Annotated in this window: 17 protein-coding genes and 1 tRNA gene; 1 reads left to right on the top strand and 17 read right to left on the bottom strand. The window is 62.8% G+C overall.

Going from position 1 to position 19,595, the window contains the following annotated elements; genetic code table 11:
- Positions 1 to 59 precede the first annotated feature (59 nt).
- On the bottom strand, positions 60 to 1,478 hold the full coding sequence (mgtE, locus tag FJ867_RS11505) for a magnesium transporter (RefSeq protein WP_140656953.1): 1,419 nt from the start codon (positions 1,476 to 1,478) through the stop codon (positions 60 to 62).
- Between the two features lie 195 nt (positions 1,479 to 1,673).
- Positions 1,674 to 1,758: transfer RNA gene (locus tag FJ867_RS11500), tRNA-Leu, on the bottom strand.
- Positions 1,759 to 1,938: 180 nt separating this feature from the next.
- Between FJ867_RS11500 and lipB the strand changes: the two genes are divergently transcribed.
- Positions 1,939 to 2,682: a lipoyl(octanoyl) transferase LipB gene (gene lipB, locus FJ867_RS11495; protein WP_140555005.1), complete on the top strand. Its 744-nt coding sequence runs from the start codon at positions 1,939 to 1,941 to the stop codon at positions 2,680 to 2,682.
- Positions 2,683 to 2,698: 16 nt separating this feature from the next.
- On the opposite strand, the gene FJ867_RS11490 is transcribed toward lipB, so the two are convergent.
- The 15 genes from FJ867_RS11490 to nuoH all read right to left on the bottom strand — a co-directional run bounded on the left by FJ867_RS11490 (position 2,699) and on the right by nuoH (position 19,595).
- The gene (locus tag FJ867_RS11490) at positions 2,699 to 3,946 is read right to left on the bottom strand and encodes a site-2 protease family protein (RefSeq protein ID WP_140564184.1); all 1,248 of its coding nucleotides are present in this window, start codon (positions 3,944 to 3,946) and stop codon (positions 2,699 to 2,701) included.
- A 718-nt stretch (positions 3,947 to 4,664) separates the two neighbouring features.
- The gene (locus FJ867_RS11485) at positions 4,665 to 5,348 is read right to left on the bottom strand and encodes an ABC transporter ATP-binding protein (RefSeq protein WP_181165304.1); all 684 of its coding nucleotides are present in this window, start codon (positions 5,346 to 5,348) and stop codon (positions 4,665 to 4,667) included.
- Positions 5,345 to 6,631, bottom strand: coding sequence for a lipoprotein-releasing ABC transporter permease subunit (locus FJ867_RS11480; RefSeq protein ID WP_140817407.1), 1,287 nt, complete (start codon positions 6,629 to 6,631; stop codon positions 5,345 to 5,347). The genes FJ867_RS11485 and FJ867_RS11480 overlap by 4 nt, the downstream gene beginning before the upstream one ends.
- Positions 6,628 to 7,956: a proline--tRNA ligase gene (proS, locus tag FJ867_RS11475; protein ID WP_140495593.1), complete on the bottom strand. Its 1,329-nt coding sequence runs from the start codon at positions 7,954 to 7,956 to the stop codon at positions 6,628 to 6,630. Before proS ends, FJ867_RS11480 begins: the two co-directional genes overlap by 4 nt.
- Before the next feature lie 631 nt (positions 7,957 to 8,587).
- On the bottom strand, positions 8,588 to 8,872 hold the full coding sequence (locus FJ867_RS11470) for a DUF1467 family protein (protein ID WP_140495592.1): 285 nt from the start codon (positions 8,870 to 8,872) through the stop codon (positions 8,588 to 8,590).
- Entirely contained in the window at positions 8,869 to 9,273 is a 405-nt protein-coding gene (gene mce, locus FJ867_RS11465; RefSeq protein ID WP_140817405.1) for a methylmalonyl-CoA epimerase, read from the bottom strand. Before mce ends, FJ867_RS11470 begins: the two co-directional genes overlap by 4 nt.
- Positions 9,274 to 9,367: 94 nt before the next feature.
- Entirely contained in the window at positions 9,368 to 11,038 is a 1,671-nt protein-coding gene (locus FJ867_RS11460; RefSeq protein ID WP_140817404.1) for a ribonuclease J, read from the bottom strand.
- Positions 11,039 to 11,132: 94 nt separating this feature from the next.
- Positions 11,133 to 11,954: a biotin--[acetyl-CoA-carboxylase] ligase gene (locus FJ867_RS11455; protein WP_140817402.1), complete on the bottom strand. Its 822-nt coding sequence runs from the start codon at positions 11,952 to 11,954 to the stop codon at positions 11,133 to 11,135.
- Between the two features lie 4 nt (positions 11,955 to 11,958).
- Positions 11,959 to 13,395 carry an NADH-quinone oxidoreductase subunit NuoN gene (nuoN, locus tag FJ867_RS11450; RefSeq protein WP_140495588.1) on the bottom strand — a complete coding sequence of 479 codons (1,437 nt, stop codon included), beginning with the start codon at positions 13,393 to 13,395 and terminating at the stop codon, positions 11,959 to 11,961.
- Between the two features lie 19 nt (positions 13,396 to 13,414).
- Positions 13,415 to 14,920, bottom strand: a complete 1,506-nt coding sequence (locus FJ867_RS11445; protein ID WP_140495587.1) for an NADH-quinone oxidoreductase subunit M — start codon at positions 14,918 to 14,920, stop codon at positions 13,415 to 13,417.
- Entirely contained in the window at positions 14,920 to 16,893 is a 1,974-nt protein-coding gene (gene nuoL / locus FJ867_RS11440; RefSeq protein ID WP_140516407.1) for an NADH-quinone oxidoreductase subunit L, read from the bottom strand. The genes FJ867_RS11445 and nuoL overlap by 1 nt, the downstream gene beginning before the upstream one ends.
- Positions 16,894 to 16,903: 10 nt before the next feature.
- A complete protein-coding gene (gene nuoK / locus FJ867_RS11435) occupies positions 16,904 to 17,212 on the bottom strand; it encodes an NADH-quinone oxidoreductase subunit NuoK (protein ID WP_019858930.1) in 309 nt (102 codons plus the stop codon).
- 1 nt (position 17,213) lies between these two features.
- Positions 17,214 to 17,834 (bottom strand): NADH-quinone oxidoreductase subunit J, encoded by a 621-nt coding sequence (locus tag FJ867_RS11430; RefSeq protein WP_140495585.1) that lies wholly within the window; start codon positions 17,832 to 17,834, stop codon positions 17,214 to 17,216.
- A gap of 226 nt (positions 17,835 to 18,060) precedes the next feature.
- Positions 18,061 to 18,552 (bottom strand): NADH-quinone oxidoreductase subunit NuoI, encoded by a 492-nt coding sequence (nuoI, locus tag FJ867_RS11425; RefSeq protein ID WP_140495584.1) that lies wholly within the window; start codon positions 18,550 to 18,552, stop codon positions 18,061 to 18,063.
- Positions 18,552 to 19,595 carry an NADH-quinone oxidoreductase subunit NuoH gene (nuoH, locus tag FJ867_RS11420; protein ID WP_140495583.1) on the bottom strand — a complete coding sequence of 348 codons (1,044 nt, stop codon included), beginning with the start codon at positions 19,593 to 19,595 and terminating at the stop codon, positions 18,552 to 18,554. Before nuoH ends, nuoI begins: the two co-directional genes overlap by 1 nt.

Genomic DNA, 19,595 nt, shown 5'->3' with positions numbered 1-19,595 from the left:
CGCAGTCTGCCTGTCGCCGAGCCTCGCACGGCATTTACGTAAAAGTCAATTGAGCCGGATCAATGGACGCCGAACCACCACGTGGCAAGGCCCAGAAAAGCGAAGAAACCAACGACGTCGGTGACCGTGGTGACAAACACCGCCGAAGCGACCGCGGGATCGATCTTGAAGCGGTCGAGCAGCAGCGGGATCAGGATGCCGGCAAGGGCCGCAACGAACATGTTGATGATCATGGCCGCGGCGATGATGCCGCCCAGATTGGCATCGCGGAACCAGACGGCGGCTACGATGCCGATCAATATGGCGAAAACGATGCCGTTGATGAAGCCCACGCCTATCTCGCGGCGAATGATGCGGCCGGCATTGTAGATGTCGAGATCCCTTGTCGCCAGCGCCCGCACGGTGACGGTCATGGTCTGCGAACCGGCATTGCCGCCCATCCCGGCCACGATCGGCATCAGCACGGCGAGCGCCACGATGCGCTCGATCGTGTGGTCGAACAGGCCGATCACCGATGCCGCGAGGAAGGCGGTCAGGAGATTGACAAGCAGCCATGGCACACGCGAACGCGAGGTCGAAAAGATGCTGTCGGAAAGCTCTTCGTCGCCGACGCCGCCCATGCGCAGGAGATCTTCCTCGGCTTCCTGCTGGATGACGTCGACGACGTCGTCGATGGTCAGCACGCCGACCAGCCGCTCGTTCTCGTCGACGACGGCGGCCGACAGAAGGTCATATTGCTCGAACTCCCGCGCGGCCTCTTCCTGGTCCATCGTGGCCGGAATGGCGTGCCGCGTCTCATGCATGACCTCCTCGACCTTGACCGAGCGCTTGGTGCGCAGGATCTGGTCGAGGTCTATGGCGCCAAGCAGCTTGAAGCTCGGGTCGATGACGAAGATCTGGCTGAAGCGGTCGGGAAGGTTCTTGTCCTCGCGCATGTAGTCGATGGTCTGGCCGACCGTCCAGAACGGCGGCACCGCGACGAACTCCGTCTGCATGCGCCGCCCGGCGGTCTCCTCGGGGTAGTCGAGCGAGCGACGTAGCCTGATGCGCTCGGTAAACGGCAGCTGCGACAGGATCTCGTCCTGGTCCTCCGGTTCGAGATCCTCGAGGATGTAGACCGCGTCGTCGGAATCGAGTTCCTGCACCGCCTGGGCAATCTGCGCGTTGGGCAGATTGTCGACGATGTCCATGCGGATCGCCTCGTCGACCTCGGTCAGCGCGGAAAAATCGAAGTCGGCCCCCAAAAGCTCGACAAGGGCGCGCCGCTGGTCGGGATGCAGCGCCTCGATCAGGTCGCCCATTTCCGACTGGTGCAGGTCGTCGACCTCACGCTTGAGCGTGAGCGTATCGCGGTCGGCGATCGCCGCGCCGATCTGGGCGAGAAAGGACGAAAGGACAGCGCCGTCCTCACCGTAGATGTCGGCGCGGTGTTCGTCAGCGACCCCAGCGCCGGTCGTCCGTTCGTCCTGGCCTTCCACCAGCGCCTCCCGCCATTGCAATCCTGGAAAAGGTGCATCTCCGGTCTAGAACATCGGACCCGAAAGTGGAAACCGGTTTCGGGAAAATCCGACGCTCAAAAAGAAACTGGCGTAACGCGCGGGAATATCAAACGAAATGCGCGGTGTCCGTAGGGCTGGAGGTGCCGCTACAAATCAGATTCTGGGGAGAGAGAATGGTGCGGTCGAGAAGACTCGAACTTCCACGGGTTGCCCCACAGCGACCTCAACGCTGCGCGTCTACCAATTCCGCCACGACCGCACGTGGTAGGAGCCGGAACCGACCGGCTCGCGGCGTGTAGCAAATCGTTTCCGGCGAAACAAGTGCGCCCCGAGCATTTAATCGCTGGGAATTGCCATAACGGATCAAAGCGCCAAAATGCACCGCGAACTGGACGTTTCGGCCCGATATCGCCATATGGAGTACAACAAGAGACATCCCATGCCAGAACGCAGCCAGATCGCCACGTCGTTCCTGCCTTTGCCCGGTTCGGCGCCCGTCGAATGGGCGATCGAGCCCGGCCTCACCGCCTACCCCGAGGCGCTTGCCTTCATGGAGGCGCGCGCCGAAGCGATCCGCAGCGGGGCCGCCGGCGAGATGGTCTGGCTGGTCGAGCATCCGCCGCTCTATACCGCCGGCACGAGTGCGCGCAGCGAGGACCTGATCGACGCCAACCGGTTCCCGGTGTTTTCGGCCGGCCGCGGCGGCGAATACACCTATCATGGGCCGGGCCAGCGCGTCGCCTACGTCATGCTCGACCTGAAACGCCGCCGGGAGGATGTGCGCGCCTTCGTCGCCGCCCTCGAACAATGGATCATCGGCACGCTCGCCGCCTTCAACGTCAATGGCGAGCGTCGTGAGGATCGCGTCGGCGTCTGGGTGGTGCGGCCCGATCGCCCTGCCCTGCCGGACGGCTCTGCCGCCGAGGACAAGATCGCGGCAATAGGTATTCGGCTCAGGCGCTGGGTGAGTTTTCACGGCATCGCCATCAATGTCGAGCCGGATCTCGGCCATTTCAGCGGTATCGTGCCGTGCGGCGTGCAGGACCACGGCGTCACCAGCCTCGTCGATCTCGGGCTGCCGGTGACGATGGCCGATCTCGACCTGGCGCTGAAATCAGCGTTCGAGGATGTCTTCGGCCCAGCCACGGCCTTGCCCGTGGAAACAGCCCGCGAGGCCGGCTGAACGCTTCCCGGACAGCTCAGATCAGCCGTGCCGACGCCCAGAGCACTCCATAACCGTGGATGAGGAACACCGCCAGCAGCGCGCCGGCGATGACGAAACGGTCGGCTGTGCGGATCGGCTTCAGTTCGTGGCGCGGCTTCACCCCGCTGCCCGCGGTCAGAAGGCTTAGGATTGCAAAGACCGCGCCGGCCACGAGCAGAAAGCCAATGGAAAAGCCGGCCCGCCAGCCAAGCGCCAGGAAGGCCGAGAGCAGGAAGAAGGAGGCCAGCGCCAGCGCGACCGGCCCTGGGCAGATCTGGCGCAGCACCTGGCCGCCATCGAATTTCCACACCGGCACCAGATTGGCGATGTTGAAGAGCGCAGCACAGCCCGCCAGTGTCGCCAGCAATGTCGCGGTAAGCCAGTGCCCTTCCGCGCTTGCAAACGTGCTGCCCATCATCGCCAACGGCACCAGGAAAGCAGAGAACCCGGCGCCCATCAGCGCCACGAACGCAACTTCGAAACGGCTGTCATAGGGCCGGCCGCCAATGGCGAGGCCGCCGAGCAGCGGGATGAAGATCATGCGCGCCCTGCGATGGCCCATCAGGCGGAATGCCGCCATGTGGCCGAGCTCGTGCAGGGCGACAACGGAAGTCAGGATCGCGGCCAGAGCAAGCCCGCCGCGGTGAAGCCCGAAGAACGGCCACAGGATGAATGCCGAGAGAGCGGCGAAGCCGAGCTGACTCAGCGGATGTTCGAACCAGCCGCCCTTGCGATACCGCCCTGTCCTGGCCCAGCCATCCAGCTTGGCGAGTTCGCGGCGCATGGCGAAATAGCGGAACGCCAGGAAGGCCACGCCGCGGTAACGGTCGGTCTGGGTGAGCGTAACCCGGGTGGCCTCGCCAATCGAGACCAACTGCGCGGTTTCCCGATAATGCGCCCAGAAAGACGGATCGAGCGCCGTGTCCTCGATGACGCGCATCGAAAAGCACCTGCCATGCACGACATTCTCGAGCAGGGCCTTGCGTTCGATCGGCAGGCCGTCCCGGCCCTCCCAGGACATTCTGGTGCGGACCACTCCCTCGCCCAGCATCTCCGCCGAGAGGATTTCGCCGGACCAGCCGGCATTGCTCCCGAGCGGCCACAGCGCCTGCCACAGACGCTGCCGGTCGGCCGCGACCGTGCGGCTGAGCCTGATTGTGCGCAAACCAAGCGGCACGCTCATCAGGAGAAAAATCAGCCCTAGATTGCTGGCCACGAGGAAGGCGGCGACGATGGGCGACACGCGGCGCTCCTGCTTTCAGGAGCGACACCCTAGCGCCATGGGCGGCAAGAAAGGCTTAACGGCAAAGCGGACTTTCGTCCGCCGGAACAGCGACGGCAGACACTGTCACCTCACATGGCTCCGATCCAGATCGCCATGGAAATGAGGAAGGTGCTCATGCAAACCAGCGAGATGACATCCTGAACCAGATCGGTCATAACTCTCTCCTGTTGTTGATATGTTCGCAATTTGTTCTAATTTTGTTTCAAAGTCAACGAGCGGAATCCGTCCGCAGCCGGAATTTTCGAGCGATCAAACCGGCAGGGTTAAGAAAAGGTTGACGGCGCGGGACCTATCAACAGGTCAGGAAGATGTCGTCGACGCTATCGTCAGTTAGCGTATGGGATGAGCGCCTGCTTGCACTCAACGTCAGTCGAGACAATAGTGGGTAAGCTAAGACTGCCGAGTGATGGACGTGAGGCAACACCAAGGCGCCAATCAAGCTGATCGCTGGCGAAAGCGCATGAGGCAAGGCCACCGGTGGCGCCTCTCGCGCAGCTTTGTAACCTGGCTGCTCATCCTGGTGATGATCGCGATCTCTTCCACCCTGATCGCACTGAAGGCTCATTGGCGGTTCTGATCCCGGAGGGATCAGTATCCCCGACGGGAAACTAAACCCGCGGAAATCTCGCTGGACGTTGTTAAGGTTGGACCCAATCTCGCAGCGGACATCAGAGTTCTACAGCGGCACCACCTTGCCCTCGGCCAGGGTGACGCGCCGGTCCATGCGCGCTGCCAGCTGGTGATTGTGGGTGGCGATCAGCGCCGCGAGGCCCGATTGCCGCACCAATGCCTCCAGCGCCTCGAACACATAGGAAGCAGTGACCGGGTCGAGATTGCCGGTCGGCTCGTCCGCCAGCAGCACCAGCGGCGCATTGGCGACCGCACGCGCGATTGCCACGCGCTGCTGCTCGCCGCCCGACAGTTCGGACGGCCGGTGCGATGCACGCTTGCCGATCTGCATGTAGTCGAGCAGCTGCGCCGCGCGCTCGGCCGCCTCCTTGCGCGGCAGACCTTTGATGAGCTGCGGCATCATGATGTTTTCCAGCGCCGAAAACTCCGGCAGCAGATGGTGGAACTGGTAGACGAAGCCGACATCGTTGCGGCGGATCGAGGTGCGCTCGTCATCGGATAGCCGGCCGCAGGCCCGGCCGGAGAGAATCACGTCGCCGGCGTCGGGCCGTTCCAAGAGCCCTGCCGTATGCAGCAGCGTCGATTTGCCGGTGCCGGACGGCGCCACCAGCGCCACCATCTCGCCGCGCTTCAGCGAGAAGTCCGCACCGTTCAGAATGGTGAGCTTGCGCGGCCCCTGGACATAGTGCCGCTCGACGCTCTTCAACTCGATAATGGCCTGCGCCATCATTCGTACCTCAGCGCTTCGACCGGATCGAGGCGGGCCGCCCGCCATGCCGGAAACAACGTCGCCAGGAAGGACAGGCCGAGCGCCATGATGACGACATAGGTCGTCTCGCGCGGATCCATCTTCGCCGGCAACTGGCTGAGGAAATAGAGCTCCGGATTGAACAGCACCTTGCCGGTCATCCAGGAGAAGAACTCGCGGATCGATTCGATGTTGAGGCAGATGATCACGCCGAGCAGCACGCCGGCGATGGTGCCGGTGACGCCGATCGCCGCGCCCGTCATCAGGAAGATGCGCAGGATGGCGCCGCGCGAGGCGCCCATGGTGCGCAGGATGGCGATGTCGTGCCCCTTGTCTTTCACCAGCATGACCAGCCCGGAGATGATGTTGAGCGCCGCCACCAGAACGATCAGGGTCAGGATCATGAACATGACGTTGCGCTCCACCTGCAGGGCGGAAAAGAAGGTCTCGTTGCGCTGCCGCCAGTCGACGAGGTCGATGGGTCGCTGCGCCGCCTCTTCCACCTTCGGTTTCAGCGCGTCGACATCATCGGGATTGTCGACATAGATCTCGATCGTCTGGGCTCGCCCATCCATGTTGAAATAGAGCTGCGCCTCGGAAAAGGGCATGTAGACGATGGAGGCGTCATATTCCGACATGCCGACTTCGAAGATTGCCGCGATCTTGTAGCCCTTCATCCGCGGCGTCGTGCCGAGCGGCGTCACGTCGCCGTCCGGCGAGATCAGGGTGATCGTGTCGCCGAGCGCCAGGCCGAGATTCTCCGCCATGCGCTTGCCGATGGCGACCCCCTCGCCCGTGTCGAAATCGGCGATCGAGCCTTGCTTGATATTGCTGGCGACGATGGCGATCTTGCCAAGGTCTTCGCCCCTGATGCCGCGTACCAGCGCGCCCGAGCCGCCGCCGATATTGCCTTGCGCCAGCACCTGGCCGTCGATCAGCGGAATGGCGTATTTCACGCCGGCCACGCCGTTGATGCGGCCGGCGACCTGCGCATAGTCCTCAAGCGGCGAATCCAGCGGCTGCACGATCAGATGGCCGTTTACGCCGAGGATGCGGGTGAGCAGCTCGGCCCTGAACCCGTTCATGACGGCCATCACCACGATCAGCGTCGCCACTCCCAGCATGATGCCGAGGAAGGAGATCGAGGCGATGACCGAGATCACCGTCTCCTTGCGTCGCGAGCGCAGATAGCGCCACGCCACCGTGCGTTCGAAGATGGAAAACGGTCCGGCGCCTGCCGGTCTCGCTGCCGCCGCCTCGCTCATGCGGCGGCACCGAAGCGTTTTTTCGCATCGGCGATCGGCAGCGTCACGCGCTCGCCGGTCTTGCGGTTCTTGATCTCGACCTCGCCGGCGGCCACGCCGCGCGGTCCGACGATCACCTGCCAGGGCAAGCCGATCAGGTCGGCGGTGGCGAACTTGCCGCCCGGCCGCTGGTCGGTGTCGTCATAGAGCACATCCTTGCCGGCGGCAGTGAAAGCTGCGTTGAGCTCATCGCAGACGCGGTCGCAATCGGCATCGCCGGCTTTCATGTTGATCAGGCCGATGTCGAACGGCGCCACCGCTTCCGGCCAGATGATGCCGTTCTCGTCATGGCTGGCTTCGATGATCGCCGCAACCAGCCGCGACGGGCCGATGCCATAGGAACCGCCGGAAGCGAAATGATCCTTGCCGTCAGGCCCGGTCACCTTGGCGCCCATCGGCTTGGAGTATTTCTCGCCGAAATGGAAGATATGGCCGACTTCGATGCCGCGCGCCGAAACCTTGTCGCTGTCGGGAACCTCAGCCCAGGCCGCTTCGTCATGCATTTCGTCGGTCGCGGCGTAAGGCGTCGTCCAGGTCTTGACGATGCCTGATATCTCGGCGTCGTTGGAGAAATCGGTGTTGGCTCCGGGCACGCCGAGCGACAGATAATCGCGATGGCAGAACACCTGGCTCTCGCCGGTGTCGGCCAGGATGATGAATTCATGGCTGAGATCGCCGCCGATCGGACCGGTGTCGGCCCGCATCGGGATCGCCTGTAGGCCCATGCGGGTGAAGGTCCGGAGATAGGACACGAACATCCTGTTGTAGGCGGCTCTCGCGCCTTCGAAGTCGAGATCGAAGGAGTAGGCATCCTTCATCAGGAATTCCCGGCTGCGCATGACGCCGAAGCGCGGCCGCACCTCGTCGCGGAACTTCCACTGGATGTGGTAGAGGTTGAGCGGCAAGTCCTTGTAGGACTTTACATAGGCGCGGAAAATCTCGGTGACCATTTCCTCGTTGGTCGGGCCGTAAAGCATGTCGCGGTCCTGGCGGTCCTTGATGCGCAACATCTCCTTGCCGTAGTCGTTATAGCGGCCGCTTTCGCGCCAAAGGTCGGCCGACTGGATGGTCGGCATCAGGATTTCCAGCGCGCCGGCGCGGTTCTGTTCCTCGCGGATGATCTGGCAGACCTTGTCCAGGACCCGTTTGCCCAGCGGCAGCCAGGAAAAACTGCCCTGCCCCTGCTGGCGGATCATGCCGGCGCGCAGCATCAGCCGATGCGAGACGATCTCCGCCTCGCGCGGATTCTCTTTGAGGATGGGCAGGAAATAGCGCGACAAACGCATGGACTGGTCCGTGAATGAGGAGGCCGCGCCAGAATCGGTGCGACGCAGGCTTGCTTGCCCCGGCTTCATAGCCATTTCATGGCGCAATGGGAACCCGGACGCATCGACCCGGAAATCGGAAATTCAGCTTTCGAACGGCGTGGCGCGCGGAATGAAAACGTTTTGAGCACCCCTCGCGCGCGCCGCGAATGCTGGACGATCGAAGGAGCCACGGTTGCATAAAACGCCCGGCTGGTGCTTTCCCAAGCAAAGCCTGCCGTACTATTGTGCAGTGCAGCACGAGAATGCCCGTTTCAAGGCAAAATTCTTCGTGACATTTTCATTTCCGTTGGGCTAATGTGCCCCGATAACCGAGAGAGCAGAGAAAAATCTGTTCTCCTACGCGGTCAAAGTCTTGGGAGGATGCGATCTAGGCGCGGTTACTCGCTGCCGCCGGAAACCGGAAACAGATCGGACGCGTTTAAATTGCAAGGCCTTGTGCCTTGCATTTTTTTTGTGCAATCATCTGCTTAGCGCAATGCATTGCCAAACCACCTTACCCCGCGTCACGATTTTTGAAGCCTGAACAGATGAGCCGGCGCCGAATGGCGGCGTGACCTCGCCCGAAGCGCAAGAGCCGGTTTGAATGCTGCTATTTTGCCGTTGCCTGGCCGAATTCCGGCACGATGTGCGGGATGTCGTTGAGGCTATATCCCAGCCCATGCGTAAGGCCGTAGAAAATGCCCATGAGCACCGCCGTGGCGACGGTGGTGCGGATCACCGCACGCAGCATATGTGGTCCGCGCGGCGCGCTCGGCACCGTGCCCAGCGTCACGTCACGGTCGTCATCCTGCGTCCTGACGCTGAACGGCAGAACGGCAAACAGCACCACCCACCAGGTCGCGAAAAACAGTGCGGTGAACGAAACCCAGCTCATGATTGCTCCAGTTCGATCAGCGTGCCGAAGAAATCCTTCGGATGCAGGAACAGCACAGGTTTGCCATGCGCGCCGGTCTTCGGCTTGCCGTCGCCCAAAACCCGGGCGCCAGCTGCCTGGAGCCGGTCCCGCGCGGTAAGGATATCGTCGACCTCGTAGCAGAGATGGTGCATGCCGCCCGACGGGTTCTTCTCGAGGAAAGCCGCGATCGGCGAGCCCTCGCCGAGCGGCTCCAGCAACTCGATCTTGGTGTCGCCGACATTGACGAACACCACGGTGACGCCATGCTCGGGCAGCGCCTGTGGTTCGCTCACTTCGGCGCCTAGCGTGTCGCGATAACAAGCGACAGCCGCAGCCAGATCCGGCACCGCAAGCGCGACATGGTTCAGGCGTCCAAGCATAGAGCGCTCCGCTTTAAGGGAGTAGGGAAACAAGACAGAAGAAAAGCAACGGCTCATTCTCCCCTACTCCCCTACTGCCTTATTCCCCTATTCGTCACCGCGTGACGAATACAGTCACCAGCGGTTTCTTGCCCCAGGCTTCGTTGGCGGCGCCGCGTACGGCACGGCGTACCGCCTCCTGCACCAGGTCGAGGTCTTTTCGGCGCTGACGGGGGATGGAGTCCACCGCGCCGATTGCCGCATCGATCATCAGGTCCTCCAGCGTCTCGCCCCTGGCATCGGCCTCGGCGACGCCGATTGCGACCAGATCGGGATCGCCGGCCAGTTCATACTTCTCGTCCAGCACCACATTGACCGCGACATGGCCGGCAAAGGACAGTTTGCGGCGGTCGCGAATGCCCATCGCCTGGTCGGTGCCGATCAACCTGCCGTCCTTGTAGATACGGCCGAACGGCACCTGGTCGATGATCGTGGCAGGGCCGGGAGCAAGCCGCAGCATGTCGCCGTCGCGCACCTGCGCCACCTGGCCGATGCCCGACGTCGACATCAGCGAGCCCTGGGCCACCAGATGCGCGGCCTCGCCATGCACTGGAACGCCGATCTGCGGCCGTACCCATTCATACATCTTGCGCAATTCGCTGCGCCGCGGATGGCCGGAGACATGAACCAGCGCATCGCCGTCCTCGATGATCTTGATGCCGAGATCGACGAGGCGGTTCTTGATTTCGAGGATCGCCTTCTCGTTGCCGGGAATGGTACGCGAGGAAAACACCACCGTGTCGCCGGCCGTCAGCGACACCGACTTCATCTCGTCGCGCGAGAGCTTGGCAAGCGCCGCCAGCGGCTCGCCCTGGCTTCCGGTGCAGATGACGACCAGGTTTTCGCGCGGAATGAAGCCGAAATCCTCCTCGGCTATGAACTCCGGCAGACCGTCCATGTAGCCGAGTTCGCCGGCGACATCGATGACGCGCTTCAGCGAACGACCGAGCACCAGGCACTGACGGCCGGCATCGCGCGCCGCCTTGGCGATGGAAACGATACGGCCGACATTGGAAGAGAAGGTGGTGACGGCGACGCGGCCCTTGGCGGCCTGGATAACCCCTTTCAGCCCCTCGCCGACCGCGACTTCCGATGGCGATTCGCCTTCGCGCATAGCATTGGTCGAATCGCAGACCAGCGCCAGAACGCCCTTGTCGCCATAGGCGCGGAACCGTGCTTCGTCGGTCTTGGGTCCGATCGTCGGCGCCGGGTCGATCTTCCAGTCGCCGGTGTGGATGACGGTGCCTGCCGGCGAGGTGATGGCCAGCGACATCGGTTCGGGAATCGAATGCGCGACCGGGATCGCCTCGATTTCGAACGGACCGACGGTGAATTTTTCGCCCGCGCGGTAGATGGTCAGCGGGATCTTCGGCGCGCCCTGCTCGCCCTGGCGCTTGGCTTCCAGCAGCCCGGCGCTGAACGGCGTCATCCACACCGGCGCCTTGAGCCTCGGCCAGATATCCAGCAGCGCGCCATAGTGGTCCTCATGCGCGTGGGTGATCACGATACCGCGCAAATTGGCGATCTTCTCTTCGATGAAGCGCGTGTCGGGCAGGATCAGGTCGACGCCCGGATGCGCCGCGTCGGGAAAGGTGACGCCGACGTCGATGACGATCCATTCGCGCGCGCTCGGCGGACCATAGCCGTAGAGAGCGAAGTTCATACCGATCTCGCCGACGCCGCCCAGCGGCACGAAGACGAGTTCGGCGTTTTCCGCTTTCGCCATGATTTTTTCCTTCCTGGCCCTCAGGCCAAGCCATTGAAGCAATTCCGGGAAAAGTCTGTAACGGTTTTCCGTCTGGAATTGCGCAAAAACAAAACTATACCCGGGCGGATGCGACCGCGCCGAAATGCACATCGCCGGCGGCGATCGTCAAAACCGAGCCCTCATCGTCGCGGATCACGAAACGGCAGTCCTCGTCAATGGTCTCGAACACCCCGCGCACCACATTACCGTCAATTCTGACAGCAACCTCGCCGCCAAGCCCTGCCGCGCGTGCCAGCCAGCGCCGCCTGACGGCGGCAAGTCCCCGCCCGTCGTCCCACAGGCGGGCATTCTCGCTCCAGGCATCCGACAGCGCCAGGAACAGCGTTTCGGCATCGCATGCCGCACCCAGTGCGTGAAGCGACGTCGCGGGATACGGCAAATCCTCAGGGTACGCCACAACATTGACGCCGATGCCGACCGCCACCGCGAAACGGCCGCCGTCCAGCATGGCCGATTCCAGCAGGATGCCGGCGAGCTTGGCGCCGGAGGCGAGCACGTCGTTCGGCCATTTCAGCTCGAAACGGTTCTTGCCTTCATTGCCGCCGTCGAGGCCGATGGCGATCCGGCCCGCCGGCACCACGGCGTCGAGCGCATCGGCCAGCGCCAGGCCGGCGACGAAACCGAGCGTCGCGGCGAGGCGAAGCTCGCCCCCGGTGAGGACGAGCAGCGTCGCCGCCAGATTGCCCTCGGGTGTCGCCCAGACGCGGCCGCGCCGCCCGCGCCCGCTTTCCTGTTTCTTGGAAACGACCCACAATCTGCCGGGGTCGCCGGCCCGGGCGTGATCCAGCGCCAGCGCATTGGTGGAGCCGACGCTGTCATGCGCCTCCAGCCGGAATGCTTCCGACGCCGAGGTTGGAGCCAGCCGAAATGCCATCCCGTCAGAAGAATGTCTTGGCGGCGGCTTCGGCATAGGTGCCGATCGGACCGCCGATCAGCACATAGAACAGCACGAAAGCGCCGGAGACACCGAGTACGAGGCGCAATTCACTGGCCATCGGCACGAAGCCGCCGACCGGTTCGTCGAACCACATGATCTTGATGATGCGCAGGTAATAATAGGCGCCCACTACCGAGGCCAGCACGCCGATGATCGCCAGCGCGTAGAGGTTGGCATTGATGGCGGCGAGAAAGACGTACCACTTCCCCCAGAAGCCGGCGAGCGGCGGGATGCCGGCCAGCGAGAACATCAGGATGGTCAGGATCGTCGCCATGATCGGGTTGGTCGAGGACAGGCCTGCCAGGTCGCTGATCTGCTCGACATTGCCTTCCTTGCGCCGCATGGCGAGAATGAAGGCGAAGGTGCCGAGCGTCATCACCAGATAGATCAGCATGTAGATCGCGACGCCGCGCACGCCGGCCTGGCTGTTGGCGGCAAGGCCAACCAGCGCGTAGCCCATGTGGCCGATCGAGGAGTAGGCCATCAGGCGCTTGATGTTGGTCTGGCCGATCGCCGCGAAAGAGCCGAGCGCCATCGAGGCGATGGAGATGAAGACGATGATCTGCTGCCAGTCGGAAGCGATCGGCTTGAACGCGCCCATGGTGACGCGCACGATCAGCGCCATAGCCGCCATTTTGGGTGCCGCCGCCAGGAAAGCCGTCACCGGTGTAGGCGCACCCTCATAGACGTCGGGCGTCCACATGTGGAACGGCACCGCCGAGATCTTGAAGGCGAGGCCGGCCAGCACGAAGACCAGGCCGAAGACGAGGCCAAGCTGGCGCTCTCCGCCGCCCAGCGCCGTCGCGATCTCCTGGAACCCGGTGTTGCCGGTATAACCATAGACCAGGCTGATGCCATAGAGCAGCATGCCCGACGACAGCGCGCCGAGGACGAAGTACTTCAGGCCCGCCTCGGTCGAGCGCAGGTTCTCGCGGTTGATCGCGCACAAGACATAGATCGCCAGCGACTGAAGCTCGAGGCCGAGATAGAGCCCGATCATGCCGTTGGCGGAGATCATCAGCATCATGCCGAGCGTGCACAGAAGGATCAGCACCGGATATTCGAACTTGTCGAACCGCTCCGCCCTGGCGAAGCGCATCGACATGATCAGCGTCACCGCCGAGCCCACCAGCGCCAGCAGCTTCATGAAGCGGGCAAAGGAATCCTGGATGAAGGCATTGCCGTAGGCGCTGCCCTGCCCGGTGGAGAAGATCAGCCAGGCGCCCGATATCACCAGCACGGCAACGGCAAGGCCGGTCACGGTGTTGGCGGTGTTGGCGCGCGAATAGGCCCCGACCATCAGCAGCGCGAGCGCGCCGATGGCAAGGATCAGCTCGGGCGTCGAGAGCGACAGGCTGGAGAGAAGGTCCGGCGTCATGGTTCGCAAAACCCCTGGGTCAGTTCGCCGCCGCGGTCTGCGCGGCGCCGATGGATGCGGTGACATTGGTGACGAGCGACTTGACCGACTGGGCCGTCGCGTCGAAGACGGGAGCGGGATAGACGCCGAAGAAGATGACCAGCACAACCAGCGGATAGATGATCGCCTTCTCGCGTGTCGACAGGTCGAGCAGGCCCTTGAGGCTGTCCTTGGTCAGCGCGCCGAAGATCACCCGGCGGTAGAGCCAAAGCGCGTAGGCGGCCGACAGGATGACGCCGGTGGCAGCGAAGAACGCCACCCAGGTATTGACCCGGAACACGCCGAGCATGGTCAGGAACTCGCCGACGAAGCCTGACGTGCCCGGCAGGCCGACATTGGCCATGGTGAAGATCAGGAACACGGTGGCGTATTTCGGCATGTTGTTGACCAGGCCGCCATAGGCGGCGATCTCACGCGTGTGCATGCGGTCATAGATGACGCCGACGCACAGGAACAGCGCGCCCGAGACCAGGCCGTGGCTGAGCATCTGGAAGATCGCGCCCTGCACGCCTTCCTGGTTCATGGCGAAAATGCCCATGGTCACGAAGCCCATATGGGCGACCGACGAATAGGCGATCAGCTTCTTCATGTCCTCCTGCATCAGCGCCACCAGCGAGGTGTAGATGATGGCCACGACCGAAAGTGCGAAGACCAGCGGCGCGAACATCTCGGACGCCAGCGGGAACATCGGCAAGGAGAACCGCAGGAAGCCGTATCCGCCCATCTTCAACAGAATGGCGGCCAGGATCACCGAACCGGCTGTCGGCGCCTCGACATGCGCATCCGGCAGCCAGGTATGCACCGGCCACATCGGCATCTTCACCGCGAAGGAGGCGAAGAAGGCGAGCCACAGCCATGTCTGCATGTTGGCGGGGAAATTGTGCGTCAACAGCGTCGGGATATCGGTCGTGCCGGACTGGTAGAACATCGCCATGATGGCGAGCAGCATCAGCACCGAGCCGGCGAGCGTGTAGAGGAAGAACTTGAAGGAGGCATAGACGCGGCGCTTGCCGCCCCAGACGCCGATGATGATGAACATCGGGATCAGGCCGGCTTCGAAGAAGACGTAGAACAGCACGATGTCGAGCGCGCAGAACACGCCGATCATCAGCGTTTCGAGCAGCAGGAAGGCGATCATGTAGGCCTTGACGCGCTTCTCGATCGCTTCCCACGACGCCAGGATACAGAGCGGCATCAGGAATGTGGTCAGAATGACGAACAGCATCGAAATGCCGTCGACGCCCATATGGTAGGAGATGCCGGAATCGAGCCAGGCGACCTTCTCGACGAACTGGAAGCCGGCTTGCGAATTGTCGAAGCCGGTCCAGATGAACAGCGAGACGATGAAGGTGAACGTCGTCGTCAGCAGCGCGATGGCGCGGATGTTGCGGCGTGCGTTTTCGCTGTCGTCGTTGATGAACAGGATGAGCAGCACACCAACCAACGGCAGGAAGGTGACCAGCGAGAGAATTGGCCAAGCGGTCATCAGAGCATCATCCAGGTGACGAATGCGGCAACGCCGATCAGCATGGCGAAGGCATAGTGATAGAGATAGCCGGTCTGCAACTTGACGACGCGGTTGGTGACATCGACGACGCGTGCCGAAATGCCGTCAGGCCCGAGACCATCGATGACGGTGCCGTCGCCGGTCTTCCACAGGAAGGAACCGAGGCGTTTGGCCGGCCGCACAAAGAGGAAGTCATAGAGCTCGTCGAAATACCATTTGTTGAGCAGGAAGGCATAGAGCCCGCGATGCTGGGCGGCCAGATTGACCGGCATTTCCGGCGAGCGGATGTAGAACTTCCACGCCAGCGCCAGGCCGATCAGCATGGCGATGAACGGCGACAGCTCGACCCATAGCGGCAGTTCGTGAATGTCGTGCAGGATGTGATTGTCCGGCAGTGTGAACAGCGACGCCTTCCAGAATTCGGCATAGCCTTCGCCGATGAAGGCACCGTGGAAGATGATGCCGGCAAACAGCGCGCCCGCCGCCAGCACGAACAGCGGCACCAGCATCACCGGCGGCGATTCATGGACATGGTGCATCACCTCATGGCTCGCCCGCGGCCTGCCGTGGAAGGTCATGAAGATCAGCCGCCAGGAATAGAAGGAGGTGAAGCCGGCGGCGATCACCAGCAGCACGAAGGCGAGGCCCGCCACGGAATTATGCCCGGCAAAGGCCGTCTCGATGATGGCATCCTTGGAGAAGAACCCGGCGGTGCCGATAACGGTGACCGGAATGCCGACGCCGGTCAGCGCCAGCGTGCCGATTACCATCATCCAGTAGGTCGTCGGGATCAGCGTCCTCAGGCCGCCCATCTTGCGCATGTCCTGCTCGTCGGAAACAGCATGGATGACCGAGCCCGAGCCGAGGAACAGCAGCGCCTTGAAGAAGGCATGCGTGAACAGGTGGAAGATCGCCGCGCCATAGGCGCCGACGCCGAGCGCCACGAACATGTAGCCAAGTTGCGAGCAGGTCGAATAGGCGATGACGCGCTTGATGTCGTTCTGGACGAGGCCGACGGTCGCCGCGAAGAAGGCGGTGAAGGCGCCGATGAAGGTCACCACCGTCAGCGCCGAATGCGACAGCTCGAACAGCGGCGACAGCCGCGCCAGCATGAACACGCCGGCCGTCACCATGGTGGCGGCATGGATGAGCGCCGAGACCGGTGTCGGACCTTCCATGGCGTCCGGCAGCCAGGTGTGCAGCGGCACCTGCGCCGACTTGCCCATGGCACCCATGAACAGCAGCAAGCAGACGATCGTCATCGCTGCCTGCTTGTCCAGCGCATAACCGAGGAAGGTCAGCACCGCAGCACCTTGCGGGGCGCCTTCAGCCGGGATGAACGTCGCCGCATTGGCGAAGATGGTGCCGAGATTGACCGAGCCGAACAGCACGAACACGCCGAAGATGCCGAGCGCGAAGCCGAAATCGCCGACGCGGTTGACGACGAAGGCCTTGATGGCCGCGGCGTTGGCCGAGGGCTTCTTGTACCAGAAGCCGATCAGCAGGTAGGACGCCAGGCCCACCCCTTCCCAACCGAAGAACATCTGCACGAGGTTGTCGGCCGTCACCAGCATCAGCATGGCGAAGGTGAACAGCGACAGATAGGCGAAGAAACGCGGCCGGTTCGGATCGTGGTGCATGTAGCCGATCGAGTAGATATGGACCAGCGCCGACACGGTGTTGACCACCACCAGCATGACCACAGTCAGCGTGTCGATCCTGAGCGCCCAGGACGCCTCCAGTCCGCCGGACTGGATCCAGCGCAGCACCGGCACGGTGAACACCTCGCCATGGCCGAAACCGACGGTGAAGAAAGCAACCCACGACAGCACCGCCGCGATCACCAGGAATCCGGAGGTGATGTATTCGGACGCCTTGGCGCCGAGCGAAGTGCCGAACAGGCCGACGATCAGGAAGCCGAGCAGCGGAAGGAAGACGATGGCCTGGTACATGGTGGTTCCGTCAACCCTTCATCATGTTCACGTCTTCGACCGCGATCGAGCCGCGGTTGCGGAAGAAGACGACGAGAATGGCAAGTCCGATGGCGGCCTCCGCCGCCGCGACCGTCAGCACGAACAGCGCGAACACCTGGCCGACGAGGTCGCCGAGAGCCGCCGAAAAGGCGACGAAATTGATGTTGACCGCAAGCAGGATCAACTCGACCGACATCAGGATGACGATCACGTTCTTACGGTTCAGGAAGATGCCGAACACGCCGAGCGTGAAAAGGATCGCCGATACGGTCAGATAATGTGCGATGCCGACGACCATCTCAGACTCCTTCGCCCGACTTGACCTTGCGGATTTCCATGCCCGTCGCCGCCGTGCGGGCGACCTGGGCTGCGATCGACTGCCGCTTGACCCCTTCCTTGTGGCGCAGCGTCAAAACGATGGCACCGATCATGGCCACCAGCAGCACGAGGCCCGAGATCTGGAAGTAGTAGAGGTAGTCCGTATAGAGGATGTCGCCGAGCGCTGCCGTATTCGAGCGCGCCGCGAGATCGGGAATCGGCTTCGATACCGTCGAGGCGAGCTGCGGCGCGAAGGTATAGCCGCCGAGCACCACGATCAGTTCCGCCGCCAGGATCAGTCCGACCAGCGCGCCGATCGGCGCATATTGCAGAGCGCCCTCCTTCATCTCGGCGAAGTCGACGTCGAGCATCATGACGACGAACAGGAACAGCACCATGACAGCGCCGACATAGACGACGAGCAGGATCATCGCCAGGAACTCGGCGCCCGTCAGCATGAACAGGCCGGCGGCGTTGAAGAAGGTCAGGATCAGGAACAGCACCGAATGCACGGGGTTGCGCGACGAAATGACCATGAACGCCGACGCCACGGCGACAAAGGCGAAGAGGTAGAAAAAGGCCGCCTCTAGTCCACTCAGCATTGGGGTTCCCCCGGGTTCCTGTCCAAACAGGACGTTCGTCCTGTTTGTTGTCTGTGGCTTCGTTCCGCCTCCGGTGCGAAGCCGCGTTGTCCTAGCCCATGTTCCAACCGGGTTGAAAGACCCGGCGCAAAGAAACATGGGCAACTCTGAAGTCCTGAGGGATGACCTTGCCTGAAATGCTTCGGGTCATCCCCGGACAAGGGCCCTCGCCCCTGTCCATGCGATATCAGCGGTACGGTGCGTCCAGCGAGATGTTGCGCGCCAGTTCGCGCTCCCACCGGTCGCCATTCGCCAGCAGCCTATCCTTGTCGTAGTAGAGTTCCTCGCGCGTCTCGGTCGCGAATTCGAAATTCGGCCCCTCGACGATGGCGTCGACCGGGCAGGCTTCCTGGCAGAAGCCGCAATAGATGCACTTCACCATATCGATGTCGTAGCGCACGGTACGGCGCGTGCCGTCGTTGCGGCGCGGGCCGGCCTCGATGGTGATGGCCTGCGCCGGGCAGATCGCCTCGCACAATTTGCAGGCTATGCAGCGTTCCTCGCCATTGGGATAACGGCGCAAGGCATGCTCGCCGCGGAAGCGCGGGCTCACCGGCCCTTTCTCGTGCGGATAATTGATCGTCTCCTTCGGCGCGAAGAACTGGCGCATCGACAAGAAGAAGGCGCTGACGAAATCCTTCAGCAGCAGCGATTTGGCGGCCTGGGACAGAGCGGACATCACGCAAACCCCGTGATCTTGAGGAAGGCGGCGGTCAGCACCACCATGAACAACGAGATCGGCAGGAACACCTTCCAGCCAAGCCGCATCAGTTGGTCGTAGCGGTAACGCGGCACGAACGCCTTCACCATGGAGAACATGAAGAACATCAGGCAGATCTTGAGCACGAACCAGATCACCCCCGGCACCCAGGTGAAGGGCGCGAAGTCGAACGGCGGCAGCCAGCCGCCGAGGAACAGGATGGTGGCCAGCGCGCACATCAGCACGACGGCGACATATTCGCCGAGGAAGAACAGCAGGAACGGCGTCGACGAATATTCGACCATGTGGCCGGCGACCAGTTCCGATTCGGCTTCGACGAGGTCGAAAGGCGGGCGATTCGTCTCGGCTAGCGCCGAGATGAAGAAGATGACGAACATCGGCAACAGCGACAGCCAGTGCCAGTCGAGGAAGGTGTTGGGCAGGCCGAGCCTGGTGCCCAGCCCATCCTGCTGCGACAGCACGATGTCGGACAGGTTGAGCGAGCCGACGCAAAGCAGCACGGTGACGATGACGAAGCCGATCGAGACCTCGTAGGACACCATTTGTGCGGCCGAACGCAGCGCCCCGAGGAACGGATATTTCGAATTGGACGCCCAGCCGCCCATGATCACGCCATAAACCTCGAGCGAGGAGATGGCGAAGACATAGAGGATACCGACATTGACGTTGGCGACGGCCCAGCCCTGGCTGACCGGAATGACCGCCCAGGCCGAGATCGCCAGAACCGCCGATACCAATGGCGCCAAAAGGAACACGCCCTTGTTGGCGCCGGACGGGATCACCGGCTCCTTGAAGACGAACTTCAACAGGTCGGCGAAAGCCTGCAGCGTGCCCCAGGGGCCGACGACGTTCGGGCCGCGGCGCAGTTGCACCGCCGCCCAGATCTTGCGGTCTGCATAGAGCAGGTAGGCGACGGCGATGAGAAGCACGACGATCAGTACGACCGACTTCAACACGATGATCAGCGCCGGCAGCACGTAAAAGGAGAAGAAGGTGTCCAT

Origin of the sequence: Mesorhizobium sp. B2-5-3, from assembly GCF_006441005.1 — a bacterium.
GTDB lineage: Bacteria > Pseudomonadota > Alphaproteobacteria > Rhizobiales > Rhizobiaceae > Mesorhizobium.
This window is presented reverse-complemented; position numbering and strand designations above follow the sequence as displayed.